The 14,876-nt window shown below is 65.0% G+C and carries 13 protein-coding genes and 1 tRNA gene; 4 read left to right on the forward strand and 10 right to left on the reverse strand.

Going from position 1 to position 14,876, the window contains the following annotated elements:
• Positions 1–100: 100 nt before the first annotated feature.
• From BJQ95_RS18445 to nrdD, 4 genes are all read right to left on the reverse strand, one after another.
• Positions 101–1,279 carry an ROK family transcriptional regulator gene (locus BJQ95_RS18445; protein WP_130176737.1) on the reverse strand — a complete coding sequence of 393 codons (1,179 nt, stop codon included), beginning with the start codon at positions 1,277–1,279 and terminating at the stop codon, positions 101–103.
• A gap of 70 nt (positions 1,280–1,349) precedes the next feature.
• Positions 1,350–2,153 (reverse strand): heliorhodopsin HeR, encoded by an 804-nt coding sequence (heR, locus tag BJQ95_RS18450; RefSeq protein WP_130176736.1) that lies wholly within the window; start codon positions 2,151–2,153, stop codon positions 1,350–1,352.
• A 28-nt stretch (positions 2,154–2,181) separates the two neighbouring features.
• Entirely contained in the window at positions 2,182–2,817 is a 636-nt protein-coding gene (gene nrdG / locus BJQ95_RS18455; RefSeq protein WP_130176735.1) for an anaerobic ribonucleoside-triphosphate reductase activating protein, read from the reverse strand.
• A gap of 1 nt (position 2,818) precedes the next feature.
• On the reverse strand, positions 2,819–5,068 hold the full coding sequence (gene nrdD / locus BJQ95_RS18460; RefSeq protein WP_240694638.1) for an anaerobic ribonucleoside-triphosphate reductase: 2,250 nt from the start codon (positions 5,066–5,068) through the stop codon (positions 2,819–2,821).
• Between the two features lie 264 nt (positions 5,069–5,332).
• On the opposite strand from nrdD, the gene BJQ95_RS18465 reads away from it, so the two are divergent.
• Positions 5,333–5,449, forward strand: a complete 117-nt coding sequence (locus tag BJQ95_RS18465) for a hypothetical protein (RefSeq protein ID WP_256041462.1) — start codon at positions 5,333–5,335, stop codon at positions 5,447–5,449.
• Positions 5,450–5,455: 6 nt separating this feature from the next.
• On the opposite strand, the gene BJQ95_RS18470 is transcribed toward BJQ95_RS18465, so the two are convergent.
• Both BJQ95_RS18470 and BJQ95_RS18475 read right to left on the reverse strand, forming a co-directional pair.
• Complete coding sequence (locus tag BJQ95_RS18470) at positions 5,456–6,775, reverse strand: TrkH family potassium uptake protein (protein WP_240694637.1); 1,320 nt, start codon at positions 6,773–6,775, stop codon at positions 5,456–5,458.
• Between the two features lie 227 nt (positions 6,776–7,002).
• On the reverse strand, positions 7,003–8,523 hold the full coding sequence (locus tag BJQ95_RS18475) for a SulP family inorganic anion transporter (RefSeq protein WP_130176733.1): 1,521 nt from the start codon (positions 8,521–8,523) through the stop codon (positions 7,003–7,005).
• Positions 8,524–8,710: 187 nt separating this feature from the next.
• Here BJQ95_RS18475 and BJQ95_RS18480 point away from each other — a divergent pair, with 187 nt between their 5' ends.
• Both BJQ95_RS18480 and BJQ95_RS18485 read left to right on the forward strand, forming a co-directional pair.
• Positions 8,711–9,109: a MerR family transcriptional regulator gene (locus tag BJQ95_RS18480; RefSeq protein WP_130176732.1), complete on the forward strand. Its 399-nt coding sequence runs from the start codon at positions 8,711–8,713 to the stop codon at positions 9,107–9,109.
• 27 nt (positions 9,110–9,136) lie between these two features.
• Positions 9,137–10,327: a haloacid dehalogenase type II gene (locus BJQ95_RS18485; RefSeq protein WP_240694636.1), complete on the forward strand. Its 1,191-nt coding sequence runs from the start codon at positions 9,137–9,139 to the stop codon at positions 10,325–10,327.
• A gap of 4 nt (positions 10,328–10,331) precedes the next feature.
• Here the strand turns inward: BJQ95_RS18485 and BJQ95_RS18490 are convergent, their stop codons facing one another.
• The 3 genes from BJQ95_RS18490 to dcd all read right to left on the reverse strand — a co-directional run bounded on the left by BJQ95_RS18490 (position 10,332) and on the right by dcd (position 12,861).
• Positions 10,332–11,549, reverse strand: coding sequence for a DUF2254 domain-containing protein (locus BJQ95_RS18490; protein ID WP_130176731.1), 1,218 nt, complete (start codon positions 11,547–11,549; stop codon positions 10,332–10,334).
• A 72-nt stretch (positions 11,550–11,621) separates the two neighbouring features.
• Positions 11,622–12,143: a hypothetical protein gene (locus BJQ95_RS18495; protein ID WP_130176730.1), complete on the reverse strand. Its 522-nt coding sequence runs from the start codon at positions 12,141–12,143 to the stop codon at positions 11,622–11,624.
• A 112-nt stretch (positions 12,144–12,255) separates the two neighbouring features.
• Positions 12,256–12,861, reverse strand: coding sequence for a dCTP deaminase (gene dcd, locus BJQ95_RS18500; protein WP_130176729.1), 606 nt, complete (start codon positions 12,859–12,861; stop codon positions 12,256–12,258).
• Positions 12,862–12,945: 84 nt separating this feature from the next.
• On the opposite strand from dcd, the gene BJQ95_RS18505 reads away from it, so the two are divergent.
• A tRNA-Gly gene (locus BJQ95_RS18505) sits at positions 12,946–13,019 on the forward strand.
• A gap of 112 nt (positions 13,020–13,131) precedes the next feature.
• Here BJQ95_RS18505 and BJQ95_RS18510 read toward each other — a convergent pair.
• Complete coding sequence (locus BJQ95_RS18510) at positions 13,132–14,337, reverse strand: site-specific integrase (RefSeq protein ID WP_130176728.1); 1,206 nt, start codon at positions 14,335–14,337, stop codon at positions 13,132–13,134.
• Positions 14,338–14,876 lie beyond the last annotated feature (539 nt).

Raw genomic sequence — 14,876 nt, forward strand, 5'->3', positions numbered from 1 at the left:
ACCTCCTCGTCTGATCAGGCCCTGTCGAGCGGCCCTGATCTGAACGCTAGACCCGGCGCAGGGTTGTCGTCAACTTGTTAACGCAGGGAATTGGCAACGATCAGCTAACGGTGGGTTTTATCCCCGCCTGTTGCAGCACAAGAGCCGCGCCACCGAGCGCTTCGGCCCGCTCCCCCAACGACGACATCACCAGGTCGGTGGTCTCCATGATCATCGGCACTGCATAGCGCTGGAGCGCGCTGCGGATCGGGCCGAGCAGCATTTCGCCCAGCCCGGTCAGCGGGCCGCCGACGATGATCGTGTGCGGGTTGATGAGGTTGGTGATCGCAGCGATAGATCGACCCACGGCAAGGCCGGCCTCTTCGACCACACGGATGGCGCGTTCGTCACCCTCGAGTGCCAACCGCACGATGTCCCTCGTTCGCACCGGGCGGGCGAGGGTGCGCGAGAGCAGTTCGATCATGATGGTGGTGGAGGCCACGGTCTCAAGGCATCCGCGGTTGCCACAGCGGCACAACAGCCCGTGCTCGTAAATGGGTGTGTGACCGATCTCCCCGGACAGACCGATATTCCCGGCATACGGAACGCCGTTCAGAATCAACCCGGCGCCGATTCCGGTACCCACCTTGACGAACACGACAGTAGGGGTGCCTGCATGCGATCCCCAGGTGACCTCGGCGAGCACGCCCAGGTTCGCGTCGTTCTCCAGATACACCGGCACCTCGAGGATCTCCTCGAGCATGCCGACGGTGACGCCCACCCACTCGGGCAGAATGGCGCCGTCGAGCACGGTGCCGGTGCGCCGGTCGATCGGACCGGGCACTCCGACGCCGACGCCGAGCACCGACGCGCGCTGCACCCTGGCGTGGTTCAGGGTCGAGGTGAGCAGGTTGGCCGCGATGTCCAGCGCCTCGGCGGCCGTGTACCCGACGGGGATCTCGACCTCCTTCTCTGCGATCACCCGGTAGTCGAGCGTGGCCACAATGATGCGCACGTGACGGCGGCCGAAGTCCATGCCCACCGACACCGCGCCATCGGTAGAAGACAGGCTCACCAGCCGGGCTCGCCGGCCGGAACTCAAGGTCGGTGATGTCGCGACCAGACCGAGATCAACGAGGACCTTCACAATGTTCGAGACAGTCGCGGCAGAAAGCCCGGTGGCACGGGCAATTTCAGCCTGCGTCGTTGGTCCGCCGGAGACCGTGGAAAGGATTCGCTGCTGGTTCGAGAGCCGTAGGGCGCTTTGCGACCCTGGATTGCTTCGTTGGCGCACCGGCATGTATACAAGAGTGCAGCATTTCACTGGTGCCGTCAACAAGTGAACACATTAGAGCGGCCCAGCGAAAGGCTCAGCTGGCGATCGCCGGGATGATGGCGCCCGAGAAAACCTGCCAGGCCAGTGCCGTTTTGGCCACGAGGCTCAGCGTGATGTAGGTGCGTTCGCCCTGCAGGTAGCTCTTCCACTTGCCCACCTGCTTGTACTGCAGCCACTGGTTGATGGCGAAGGTGTTGAAGAACACGAACAACGAGATGACGATGCCGACCACGAAGCCGGGGGCCGCAACGTCGCTGGCGCTGCCGGGCCGCAGGAAGTAGATGAGGATCAAGATCCACGGGACGATGCCGACCATGGAACCGAAGATGAAGGGCAGCATCCCACCCGTCCCCGGCTGCTCGTACTTCTCCTGCAGCGCTCCGAACATGATCATGGCCGCGTTGACCGCAAAGACGGCGAACAGCGCTCCGATGTCGGTGACGCCGTTGATCGCCAGGATCAGCCAGATCATGATCGATGAACTCAGGGAGTACTCGACCCACCGAAAGTAGTTGTGATTGCTCAGGAGCCCGGTCTTGTACCGGTTGAAGAACCAGGGACTCGAGATCAGAAAGTGGAAGAAGGCGCTCAGCGCGAGGAAGGCGACCACACCGACACCGATGTTCACCTCGAAGAGCGTGACCCGTTCCGGCGGGATCGGGACTCCGGGCGGGCCGGCCAGGTAGTCCGCGGTGACGGCGAACAGAACCTGCGAACTGAGCATCGTGAGGATCACCGCGAACAGGACGGCCTGAACCAGGTGCAGGCTCCCGGCGACGACGTTGTAGATGCGCAGCCGATCGATCTGCTGGTCCGGTGTGTAATCCCGCTTGGCCATGGGTCAACTCCTTTGCGTCCCGTGGGCGTCACGCGCCCGTGTGGTCATCTTGGCACTTCCCGGGGCATTCGGGGCTGCTGGGCGGCCTGACGCTGAGGCTGGCCATCTCGTCCGGTGTCGCCCAGAGCACGGTCTGACCCGAGGCAAGGGACTTCTGCACGTCGATGATGCGCTGGTTGCTGCTGCCGCGGAACTGCAGACGCAGGTCTTTCAGGGCCTCGTCGAACGGGCCGTCAACGAGCACGTCGACCAAGCCGAGCAGCTCCAGCTTGTCGGGGCTGTCCAGCAGCAGCTCCTCGAAGACGTAACCGGTCCACGACCAGATGTCCCTCTTCGCGCCGAACTCCGCGCGCACCCGGCGGGCCAGCGGCAGGCACACCCCGGTGTTGAGGAACGGTTCGCCGCCGAGCAGGGTGAGCCCCTGCACATACGGCTGCCCCAGGTCGGCGACAATCCGGTCCTCGAGCTCGGCGGTGTACGGGGTGCCGAACCGGAAGTTCCAGGTCGCCCGGTTGAAGCAGCCCTCGCAGGCGAACAGGCATCCGCTCACATAGAGGCTGCAGCGCACCCCCTCACCGTCGACGAACATGAACGGCTTGTAGTCGCCGACGAAGCCCTGGCTGAGCTTGTCGGCGAGCCACTCCCCGGGCTGCGGATGACGCATCCTAGAGCGAGCCGCTCAAGCCGGTGGCGCCGGCCATGTGCTTGACCCTGGAGACGATCTCCTGGTGGCGGCCGTGCACCATCGGGCGGGCCTGCGGGTTGCCGAGGTAGCCGCAGGTGCGCTTGACCACGTCACAGCTGGCCGGGTCATCGTTGCCGCAGTCCGGGCACGCAAAACCGCGCTCGGTGGGGGTGAAGTCGCCGGCGAAGTCGCATTTGTAGCAGCGGTCGATGGGGGTGTTGGTGCCGAGGTACCCCACCCGGTCGTAGGCGTAGTCCCAGACGGCCTCAAGCGCCTTGGGGTTCTGCTGCAGCACCGGGTACTCGCAGTAGTGGATGAAGCCGCCGGAGGAGAACACCGGGTAGTCCTTCTCGAAGTCGAGCTTCTCGAACGGGGTGGGGTTCTTGCGCACGTCGTAGTGGAAGCTGTTGGTGTAGTACTCCTTGTCGGTGATGTTCTCCACCGAGCCGAACTTGGCCTTGTCGAGGCGGGAGAACCGGTCGGTCAGGCTCTCGCTCGGGGTGGAGTAGACGCTGAACTGGTAGCCGTACTCTGCGGTCCACGCCTTGGTGTGCGCGTCGAGGGATTTGAGGATGTCGAGCGTGAACGCCTTGGCCTCGGCGTCGCCCTCCCAGTCGCCGCCGAAGAACGCGGCGGCCACCTCGTAGAGGCCGATGTAGCCCAGCGACACCGTGGAGCGGCCGTCTCTGAAGAGGGTGTCGACCGAGTCGGTGCGGGCCAACTGCCGGCCGAATGCGCCGTAGACGTAGAGGATCGGGGCGTTCGCGGGGGTCGCCTGTTTGCACCGTTCGATGCGGTAGACCAGGGCGTCGCGGGTGATTGCCAGGCGATCCTCGAGGATGCTCCAGAACTTGGCCTGGTCGCCGGCGGCCTCCAGCGCGATGCGCGGCAGGTTCACCGTCACCACACCCAGGTTCATCCGGCCCTCGGAGACGTCGTTGCCGTCGGCGTCTCTCCAGCCCTGCAGGAACGAGCGGCAGCCCATCGGCACCTTGAAGCTGCCGGTGATCTCGACAAGCTTGTCGTAGCTGAGCACATCCGGGTACATCCGCTTGGTCGAGCACTCCAGCGCGAGCCGCTTGATGTCGTAGTTCGGGTCGCCTTCGGCGAGGTTGAGGCCGCGCTTGAGGGTGAAGATCAGCTTGGGGAAGATCGCGGTGCGCTTCTCGCTGCCGAGCCCGTCGATGCGGATCTGCAGGATCGCCCGCTGGATCTCCCGCTCGAACCAGTCGGTGCCCAGGCCGAAGCCGAGCGAGACGAACGGGGTCTGCCCGTTGGAGGTGAACAGGGTGTTGATCTCGTATTCGAGGCTCTGCATCGCGTCGTAGATGTCCTTGCGGGTCTTCTCCTCCGCGTAGGAGTTGTGCTGGGTCTCGTCGGCGATCCACTTCTGGGCGTCGGCGAGGTGTTTGGCGAAGTTGGCCCTGGCGTAGGGGGCCAGGAGTTCGTCGGTGCGGTTGGCGGAGCATCCGCCGTACTGGCTGGATGCCACATTGGCGATGATCTGCGAGATCTGCGCGGTGGCGGTCTGGATGGAGCGGGGCGGCTCCACGTCGGCGTTGCCGATGCGGAAACCGCGACTGAGCATGCCCGTGAAGTCGATCAGGCAGCAGTTGGTCATCGGCGCGTAGGGGCTGTAGTCCAGGTCGTGAAAGTGGATGTCGCCCTTCTGGTGGGCGTTGGACACGTGCGGCGGGAGCATCTTGTGGCCGATGGCCTTGCCCACGGCTCCGGCGGTGAGGTCACGCTGGGTGTTGAAGACGTCGCTGTCTTTGTTGGCGTTCTCATTCACCACGCTCGAGTCGCGGCTGAGCAGGTTGATGATCGAGTGGTTGATGTCGGTGGACTTGCTGCGGGCGAAGTCGCGCTGGGTGCGGTAGCCGATGTACTTCTCGGCGAGGTCGTATTCGTGGTTTTCCAGCAGCGCGTGCTCCACGATGTTCTGCACCTCGTAGATCTTGATGTCGGTGGTGAAGCGGCCCGCTATCTCCCGGTTGACCGCGACGACGATGTCGGCGATCACCCGGTGCACCAGCGGCGTCATGTCGCGGTGGATCTCCACCGCCGCCTTCACCAGGGCCTCGTAAACCTTGGTGTCGTCGAAGTCCACCCGGCGGCCGTCGCGTTTGACGACCCGGATGGTCTTGGGCGCCGGCGCCGGCCTGGTCTGGTCGACGACGACGTCGTGGGTGGCGGGGATCCGGGCCGGGGCGCTGATGGATGAATTCACGCTCTCAGCATAGGGACGGCGCCGTCGCAAAATCACTATATTTGGGTGCCTTTGGTCCCTAGTGCCGCTACATGTAGTGGTTGAGGTCAGCGTGAGGCCTAAATCACGCCACGGGATCAGGCGCCGAATCCGGATGCACATGTGTGCATTTGCCGTGTCTCGGCGTGTTGCCTGGAGTGCGGGACTGTCGTCGGCGGAGGCCGCCCTCCGCCTGCACGAGGTCGGAACGAACTGACGTTCGCCAGGCGCACTCCGTGGTGGCGGATGCTGCTGCGCCAGTTCGCCAGTCCCCTGATCGGGATCTTGCTGATCGTCACGATCGTCACGCTTGTCCAACGACACCACACTGTCGGCCGAGGAAGACGACGAGTACTCCGGTGACGCCGGTCAGCCGATGACGGGCTGCTCCTCGGGATACCTGTAGAGCAGGTTGCGTCGGCGCAGCGCCAACGCTGACGCCAACCCGATCGGACCGATCCGGCCGGCGAACATCAGGGCGGCGAGGATGTACTTCCCCGCCGGCGGCAACTCGGCGCTGAGCCCCACGCTCAACCCGCAGGTGGCGAAGGCTGAGATCACCTCGAAGAGAATGTGATCGAGCGATGCGTCGCTGACCAGCATGAGCAGCCCACTGGCGCCGAGCACCAGCGTTGCCCCGAAGAAGGTCACGCTGATTGCCACCCGCATGGTTTGCTCGGGGATGGTGCGCCCGAAAACCATCAGGTTCTTGTCACCCTTTGCCTCGGCGATGATCGCCAGGAACAGCAGCGCGATAGTGGTGACCTTGATCCCACCCGCGGTTGACGCCGACCCACCGCCGACGAACATCAACGCGTCTGTCGCCAGAAGGGTCGCCGAGGTGGACGCGGCGGGATCGACGAGGGAGAACCCGCCCGAACGCATCATGGTCGAAGCAAAAATGGACTGCATCACCCGCTCCCCCACCGTGAGGTCACCGATCGTCGCGCTGTTGGACCATTCCAGTGCGCCCCACAGTGCAGCGCCGACAACCAACAGGATGCCCGTCGTCGTCAGGGTGAGCTTCGTGTGCAGGTTCCACTTGCGCCAATGGGCCTTGGCGATCATCAGCACCAGGAACACCGGGAACCCGAAACTTCCGACAAGTACCCCGACCATGATGGGCACGAGGATCCACGGGTCGTTCTCGAACCCGGAAAGACCCGTGGCATGAGCGGTAAAGCCGGCATTGTTGAACGACGAGACGGCATAGAAGACGCCGTGCCAGAGGCCGCCGCTCCAGGACTGCTCCACCACTATGAACCGTGGCACCAAGAATACGGCCAGCGCCAGCTCCAGAGTCAGGGTTGTCAGGATCACCACTCGCAGCAGCGATTGCACCTCACCGAGCTTGGTGGTTCCCACCCCTTGGCGCGCGAGGATACGTCCCTTCAATCCGAGCTTTCGGGTCACTGCTCGAGATAGGAGCAAGGCGATCGTGACGATGCCCAAACCACCGATCTGAATGGCCAGCAGGATCACGATCTGGCCGAAGAGCGACCAGTGCTCGGCCGTATTGACCGTTACGAGACCCGTCACCGTCATGGCCGAAACCGCGGTGAAGAGAGTGTCGTGAAACGCCGTAGCCCGACCATCCGCAGCCGCCACCGGAAGGCTGAGCAAGGTCGTGAAAAGCAGCACCACGAAGAGGAACACGATCAGCGCCAGCAACGCTGAGAAATCGTGCACGACCAGATTCGACAACCCGGTCGTCGTGCGCTGCTGCCCTTTCGTCTTCCGCCCGAACGGGCCGCCTGTCACCGCCACGGCCGGCCTCCGTGTTGGGAACAGCTGTGGAACATAATCGCGGGGTCGACAGCGCTCTTCGACATGTCTGGCCACCTCCGATCTCACGGGTTTCGGTCGTGCAACTGTACAGTCCGGGCGCACGGTCGCGGTCGGACCGACCCGGATCGCTAGTGGCCGCCGCCGAGATTGCCCGCCAGCCGGGCGTGGATGTCGGTGCTGGCCTCGTTTAGGCCCACGATCACGGCGCGCTTGCCGTGCCGTTTGTACTTGTTGGTGATCGAATCCAGCGCCGCCACCGTGGAGGCATCCCAGATGTGCGAGGCAGACATATCGATGACCACCCGCTCGGGGTCGTCGGCGTACTCGAACTGGTTCGTCAGGTCGTTGCTCGAGGCGAAGAATAGCGCCCCGGTCACGGTGTACCGGGCGGTGGGCACCGTCTCGTCCAGGTCGAGGGTGCGCTCCACGTTCACCAGGTGCGCCACCCTGCGAGCGAACGCCACCATGGCCACGAGCACACCCACGATCACGCCGATGGCGAGATTGTGGCTGATGACGACCGCCACGACGGTGGAAAGCATGACAGTGGTCTCGCTCTTCGGCATCCGCTTGAGGGTCGCCGGGCGAATGCTGTGCCAGTCGAAGGTGAGCACCGACACGATGATCATCACGGCCACGAGTGCGGCCATGGGGATGATCGCCACGAGATCGCCCAGGGCGACGACGAGGACCAACAGGAAGACGCCGGGGAGGAAGGTGGAGATGCGGGTGCGGGCGCCGGAGGCCTTGACGTTGATCATGGTCTGGCCGATCATGGCGCAGCCGCCCATGCCGCCGAAGATGCCGGAGAGCATGTTGGCCGCTCCCTGGCCCCAGGTCTCTCGGGTCTTGTTGGAGTGGGTGTCGGTGACGTCGTCGACGAGTTTGGCGGTCATCAGTGATTCGAGGATTCCCACCATCGCCATCGCGAACGCGTAGGGCGCGATGATCGAGAGGGTGTCCCAGTTCAGCGGAACGTTCGGGATGAACAGTTCGGGCAGGCTCTTGGGCAGTTCGCCCTGGTCACCCACGGTGGGAACGTTGATCGCGATGGTGACGGTGGCGATGGTGAGCAACACGATGGCCACGAGCGGCGCCGGCACGATCTTGGTGAACCGGGGCATCACGACCATGATGATGATGCCGATGGCCACGAGCGGGTAGACCATGAACGGCACCCCGAGCAGCTGCGGCAGCTGAGCGATGAAGATCAGGATCGCCAACGAGTTGACGAAGCCGACCATGACACTGCGTGGGATGAACCGCATCAGCTTGGCTACGCCGAGTGCTCCGAGGACCACCTGCAGCAGTCCAGCCAGGATGACCGTGGCAATGAAGTAGTCCATGCCGTACTCCCGGGCCACGGGGGCGATCACCAGAGCGATGGCGCCGGTGGCGGCGGTGATCATGGCGGGGCGGCCACCGAGGAACGCGATGGACACGGCCATCACGAACGAGGAGAACAGGCCCACCCGAGGGTCGACGCCGGCGATGATCGAGAACGAGATGGCCTCGGGGATGAGTGCCATCGCCACCACGAGGCCGGCGAGCACCTCCCGGGTGAGGATGCGCGGGGTGCGAAGCGCTGTCAGGACCGAGGGGTCAGCCTTGTAGCGATCGGGGGTGGGCGATTTTTCGATGAGAGCCATGGGGGCCTCCAGCGACAGGGCTCGCTGAGGCGAGCCGGGACGGGATAGGAAGATTGGGGCGCACAGGGTGCACAGCCGTCCGCCAGAGCGGCGAGGATGGAGGGGCTGGTAGTTCTGTCAGCCAACATTTTCAACTCTACCCTAACGTAAGGGTAGGTTTAAGCCAGAGCGAACGAGGGACTCGAGCATGCCAACGGATGACGCACCAGCCACGATGCACATCGGCGAGCTGGCCGACCGTACCGGACTCTCGCTGCGCACAATCCGGCACTACGACGAGGTGGGGCTGCTCAAACCCTCCGGCCGCACCGATGGTGGCTTCCGGCTTTACACCGCGGTGGACCTGGACCGCCTCATCCTCATCCGCCGAATGAAGCCGCTCGGCTTCTCGCTGGAGGAGATGATGGCCTTGCTGAGGACCATCGACACGCTCGATGCCGGGGACGCATCGGGCAGGGACGGCGTGCTCGCCGACCTGGCGTCATTCGTTTCCCAGGCCGAGGAACGTCGGCGGAAGCTGGCCGAGCAGCTCGCCATGGCCGACGAGTTCCTCGACCTCCTGCGCCGGCGCGGCCGCGCCGTGTGATACCCGCCGAACGAGAGGAACCGCCCCATGCCCAACACCACCCCCGCCGTGATCGTCTTCGACGTCAATGAAACGCTCTCGGATCTCTCGGGCCTGAAGGCCCGGTTCGTGCAGGTCGGCGCACCCGCCCATCTGGCCACCGCGTGGTTCGCCGCGGTGCTGCGGGACGGTTTCGCCCTCGCCGTGGCGGGCGGCGCGGCCCCCTTCGCGGTGATCGGCTCCGAGCTTCTCCGCGAGGTGCTGCGCGACATTCCTCTCCAGCGAAGCACCACCGAGGCCGTGGAGCACATCATGGCCGGGTTCGGGCTGCTGGCACTGCACCCCGATGTACCCGAGGGCGTGCGCGCCCTGACCGGCACCGGGATGCGCCTGGTCACGCTGTCGAACGGGTCCGCCGAGGTGGCCAGGTCTCTGCTGGCCGCGGCCGAGCTCGAGAGCCACTTCGAGGCGCTGCTCAGCGTCGAGGAGGCCGGGGCGTGGAAGCCGATGCGGGCCGCGTACGACTACGCGGCAGAGGCGTGCGGCGTGCGGCCGGCCGAGCTGTTGCTCGTGGCGGTGCACCCGTGGGACATCCACGGTGCCGCGGAGGCCGGTCTGGCCACCGCTTGGCTGAACCGCGGCGGCGACACCTACCCGAGCTACTTCACGGCCCCCGACTACACGGTCACCCGCCTGGCGGAGCTGGCCACAGTGCTGGCGGATGCGCCGGACGCGGTTGCAGCATGGGACACCACGACAGACGCTCACGCGGACTCGACCCCGGACGACCCGGCCGACGGTCTCGTCGTGGTGACCGAGAGCGGAACGGGCGGCTACGCCCAGCAGATCACGGTGGGCCCGCACCGGCTCACCGCCGACGAGCCCCGGCCCATCGGCACCGACACCGGGCCGTCCCCGTACGACCTGGTGCTGGCCGGCCTCGGCGCCTGCACATCGATGACCGTGCGTATGTACGCGGAGCGCAAGAAGTGGCCGCTGGAAAAAGTCACCGTGACCCTCCGGCACCACCGGGTGCACGCCAAGGACTGCGCGGACTGTGAGACCGTGGTGGGGCAGATCGACCACATCGAACGGGTTCTCCGGTTCGAGGGAGACCTTGATGAGGAACAGCGTCGGCGGCTGGCCGAGATCGCCGACAAATGCCCCGTGCACCGCACGCTGCACTCGGAGATCGTCGTGCACACCACCGTGCAGGACGCGGCGCCCGCACGACCCTGAGTCGTTACGCGCGGGTGGACTCGAGTCGCCTCACGGTGTCGGTCAGTACCGATGCGACCGTGGGCGTGGCGGCGACGGCGGCGAGACGTTCGGCCAGTCCGAGCGCAGCCCTGACCACCAGCGGATGGTCCAGGCCGTACGTTTCCACGCCACCGAAGACATCTGCAATGAGGTCCTCCGGCGTGGGCCAGTGCAGCAGCACGCGCAGGCGTCCGGCGTCGTCCGTGAGGCCGGTGGCGGCCGGCTCGCGACTGAGCACAGGCACGAGTGCGGTGGCGGCCAGGTCCAGAGCGGTCACGGCCGTGTAGGGGTCGTTGGAGCCGGAGGCCAGTCCGCGCACCGCCACCTCGACCAACTGCTGCACGGCGAACCGCACGTCTTGATGCGGGGTGCGCGCGACCCCGAGGGTGAAGGCCGCGCGCACGGCATCCGCTACCTCGTCGGCGGGGTGGCCAGGTGACACGCGCACGAGGTCCTCGCCGGCAATTCTGTGCACACCCGGCATGGCGACGACATCGATGACGCAGTCGTGGGCCCGGGCGATCTCGCAGAGAGCGGCCAGGTCGATCCTCTCGACGTATCCGTGGGTCGCGGCCGGCACGGCCTGCGCCGTCAGTACGGGCGGTACTGCGGCCTGCACGCTCTGCGCCCCGGGGTGGGCGGGATAGATCAGGTCGACTGCGCGGGTGAGGTCGGCCTGCACCCGACGCTGCAGGGTGGTGATCTGCACCGAGTCGGCGATGTGGTGGATGAAGAACACCAGGACGGCCACATTGAGGATGCCCAACAAGACGGCGATGTTGGTCGAGATAACGGGCACGAAATCGTTGCCGCCGTCTTCGACGGTTCGCACGGAGCGGAGCACCACGAGAGCGTAGAGAAAGGTGGCGGTAAAGGAGGCCAACACGAGTTGGTTCGCTCGGTCGGCGAGAAAGTTACGCACCAGACGCGGCCCGTACGTCGATGACGTCGTGGCCAACACCGAGATGGTGATCGAGAACGATGTCGCGGCCACCGTCAGCATGGAGGTGCCGATGATCTCGAGGATTGCCCGGCCGCCGCTGGCGCTGAGCACGTCGAGGAAGAGAACCCGACCGTCCCCGTCCGCCAGCAAGATCCTGTCGAGGGCCACGAGGGCTTCGGCCAGCACGATCGCGGCGAGGCCGAGCACACCCGGCAGAAACCAGAAGGACTCCCGGCTGCGGAGCAAGAAGGAGCGCATCAGGGTCACGACTTTCTGTGCGGACGAATGAGGTCCGTTCAGGTTAGCCGAGCCCCCTGGCCGTCGCCGGGCTCAGTGCACGCGAACGGCCTCGTTGTGCTCCACGAGGTGCCAGGTGGCGCCCTCGTCGTCACTCACCCAGCCTTCCCAGGTGTAGCCGTCCTCGGTGATCGAGGTGAAGTTCCAGCGCACCGGGCGGCCGTCGGTGCCGGTGCCGTCCTGGCGCAGGCCGTTGCGGTACGGGGTGGCGACCAGGTGGCAGTATTCCCCGAGCGTGGGGGCGAAGTAGCTCACCCGCCAGGCGCCGGCCAGCTGGTCGTAGACGCGCACGGCCGTGGCCACGGTCTCGAAGCCCGACGGATGCGTGTCGCTGGCCACGACCTCCACGTCCTGCACCGCGCGCCCATCGAGGATGAACTGCACGATCCAGGTGAAGTCGCGTTCGGTCCACTCGCCCGTGGCCTCGTCGAGCCGGCTGCCGTGCGCGGCCCAGGTGCCCACAAGCTGGCCGAATCGGCGCATGCGTCCGGGGTACTCCGGGGTGGGACCGTCGGCGATCAGCGCCTCGGCAAAGCGGGACTCTGAGTCGGTCATGCCCCCGATTTTACTGCCCCCACGTAAACGCCACGTTCCACATCCCGCGAACTGTGACTTAAGCACCTAAAAACGCGCCCCAAATGGGCTTTTCTCTCAGTTCGCGAGGGGTTTAGGCGCCGAGGCTGCCGGCATCCGTTGCGGTCGTGTCGGTGCGGTGGAAGTTCAGGTGCGAGCGGGAGGCGGTGGGGCCGCGCTGGCCCTGGTAGCGGGAGCTGTAGGCGGCGGAGCCGTAGGGGTTCTCGGCCGAGGAGCTGAGCTGGAAGAAGCACAGCTGGCCGATCTTCATGCCCGGCCAGAGCTTGATCGGCAGGGTGGCGACGTTGCTCAGCTCCAGGGTGACGTGCCCGGTGAAGCCGGGGTCGATGAACCCGGCGGTGGAGTGGGTGAGCAGGCCCAGCCGGCCCAGCGAGCTCTTGCCCTCGAGCCGGGCGGCCACGTCATCGGGCAGGGTGACGGCCTCGAAGGTGGCGCCGAGCACGAATTCGCCCGGGTGCAGGATGAAGGGTTCGTCGCCCTTGGCCTCGATCAGCCGGGTGAGTTCGGGCTGGTCCTCGGCCGGGTCGATGAACGGATACTTGTGGTTGTCGAACAACCTGAAGAACCGGTCCAGCCGCACGTCGATGCTCGACGGCTGGATCATCTCCGGGTCGTAGGGCGTGAGCGCAATGCGCTCAGCGTCGATCTGGGCCTTGATGTCACGATCCGAGAGAAGCACGCTGCCAGCCTATCGGCGCAAGTCTTGATAGGCTGGCACGGTTCCATGCGGCTTCGGCGGCTTGGACGCGCGGATGTAGTTCGCGCGGATGTAGTTCAATGGTAGAACTTCAGCTTCCCAAGCTGATAGCGCGGGTTCGATTCCCGTCATCCGCTCCACTGCATAAGCCCCGGTCAGCCGGGGTTTTTGCATTTCGCTTGGTAGCGAATGCAATCGTGTTGGTCGATTTCGTGCCCTCCGCGTGCCCCTAGGTCCCGAAGACGGCGCTCGTCAGGCCGTTTTCGGAGGCCTGTTCATGCCAGTTCTCATGGCCGCGCTCATGCCGTCGGCGATGATCCTTCCGCGCTCCTCTGCCGCGTGCTGATACTTCATTGCAGCAGAGGAAGTTGAATGCCCAGCTCGGGCCATCAACTCGCGCACGGTGGCTCCACTCTGTGCGGCGAGGGTGAGCCCGCTGTGCCGGAGGTCGTGGAAGTGATACTGCCTCAGGTCGGTCGAATCACGGGACTTCTTGAAGGCGTGCTGGAGCTGTGCCCTCGTGAGGACCTTCCCGGTGGACCGTGTGAATAGTGGAGCTGCAGGCAGAGCCCGAGGGACCGACGCCAAGTACAGGATCATGGCCTCGACTGTAACAAGTGGCAGATCCACCGAACGGGTGTCCTCGGTCTTGGTCGGAGTGATGACCACCCCCGCCCGACGTGTCTGGACTGCCTGGCGAACGACCTTCAGGGTGCCCTTCTCCAGATCGAGATCTGAACGTCGGAGCGCAACGGCTTCACCGAGCCTGAGGTGCGCCCCAAAAGCCAGAGCGATGACTGGCTGCAGGTCGGCTGGATGGGACTCCAGAAGACGGGTGAAGTCCTCCATGGGCATGAATGGACGCTCTTCGGTGCGCACCATCCCAGCTCCGATGATCTGGCATGGGTTCGAGCCCACCATCCCGTCGGTCTTCGCCGTGTTCATCACGCCCTTCAGGAAGGCGTAGGCCTGGCGCTGCCGGGTCTTCCCGGATGCCACGCGCTCGCCACCGTCTGCACGAGGTCGCGCGGCACGCTCTGCAAGTTCCTTTCCGAGCGCTGTGTACCAGCCTCTGACCATTGCAGGAGTGATCTGACCCACTGCCCTCTTCCCGATGTTCGGGGCGATATGGCGAACCAGCAAGTCTTCGTAAAGCTCGGTCGTGCGGATAGCCAGCTTGCCTCGACTCCCGCCGTTTTCAATCCACTCCTGGGCATAGATGGCAAGGAGGCGCTCTCCTTTGCGGGGGTCGTGGTAGATGCCACGAGCCCGGTCGGACTGGACGTTGGCGATGTGCACATGTGCTTCCTTGGAGGTCTTGAACATGGTCGGGCCCGGCATCCGTGGGCCGCCGTCTTCTCTCGGGTATCGCGCCTGCCATCGTCCTGATTTGAGCTGGCGCACGGTCCCGAAGTTTGCTCGTGTCGTCTTGGGATTGTTCATGTCATTGCCCTCCATGCCTGTTATTCCTGATAGGTGGTACGCCTATCAGGTCGCGAGAACCAAGGCTTTCCCCAGCGAAGGCCAAATTCACTAAGAAGTTGCAGATTGACCCCGGGAGACCGATAGCTAAGCCCGTCAAGGTTGCCGAGGAAGCGGAGCCGTCGATGGGGTTACGCCGAGTGAGTCATCCGTCTCCGGCATAGCCCCTAGCGAAGGTGGACCCCACGTAACGAAGAAGTCGAATCCATGCCCTGCGAGTCGTTGTGAGAAGAATCAACAGCAGCAGTGGACCGAACCACCAGTGCGTCGCCACGTTCGTGACTAGTGCCTGATAGATCATGACCAGGCCGTCCCACCGTCCTTGCCACATCACCCCGCGAAGCTGAGACCAGTCGATCATCTCGCTCCTCCCTCCGTCGTGTGGACACCCAGGTCATCTGTACCATCCGCCTCGGACATTTGCTTTGTAGAGGCAGGGACCGCAGTTCGTTCGAAAGTGACCCGCCTCCAGATGCTGACCACGCCGAACCGGTCAAACTCGGGGCGCTCCCGAA

Origin of the sequence: Cryobacterium sp. SO1 (assembly GCF_004210215.2) — a bacterium.
GTDB lineage: Bacteria > Actinomycetota > Actinomycetes > Actinomycetales > Microbacteriaceae > Cryobacterium.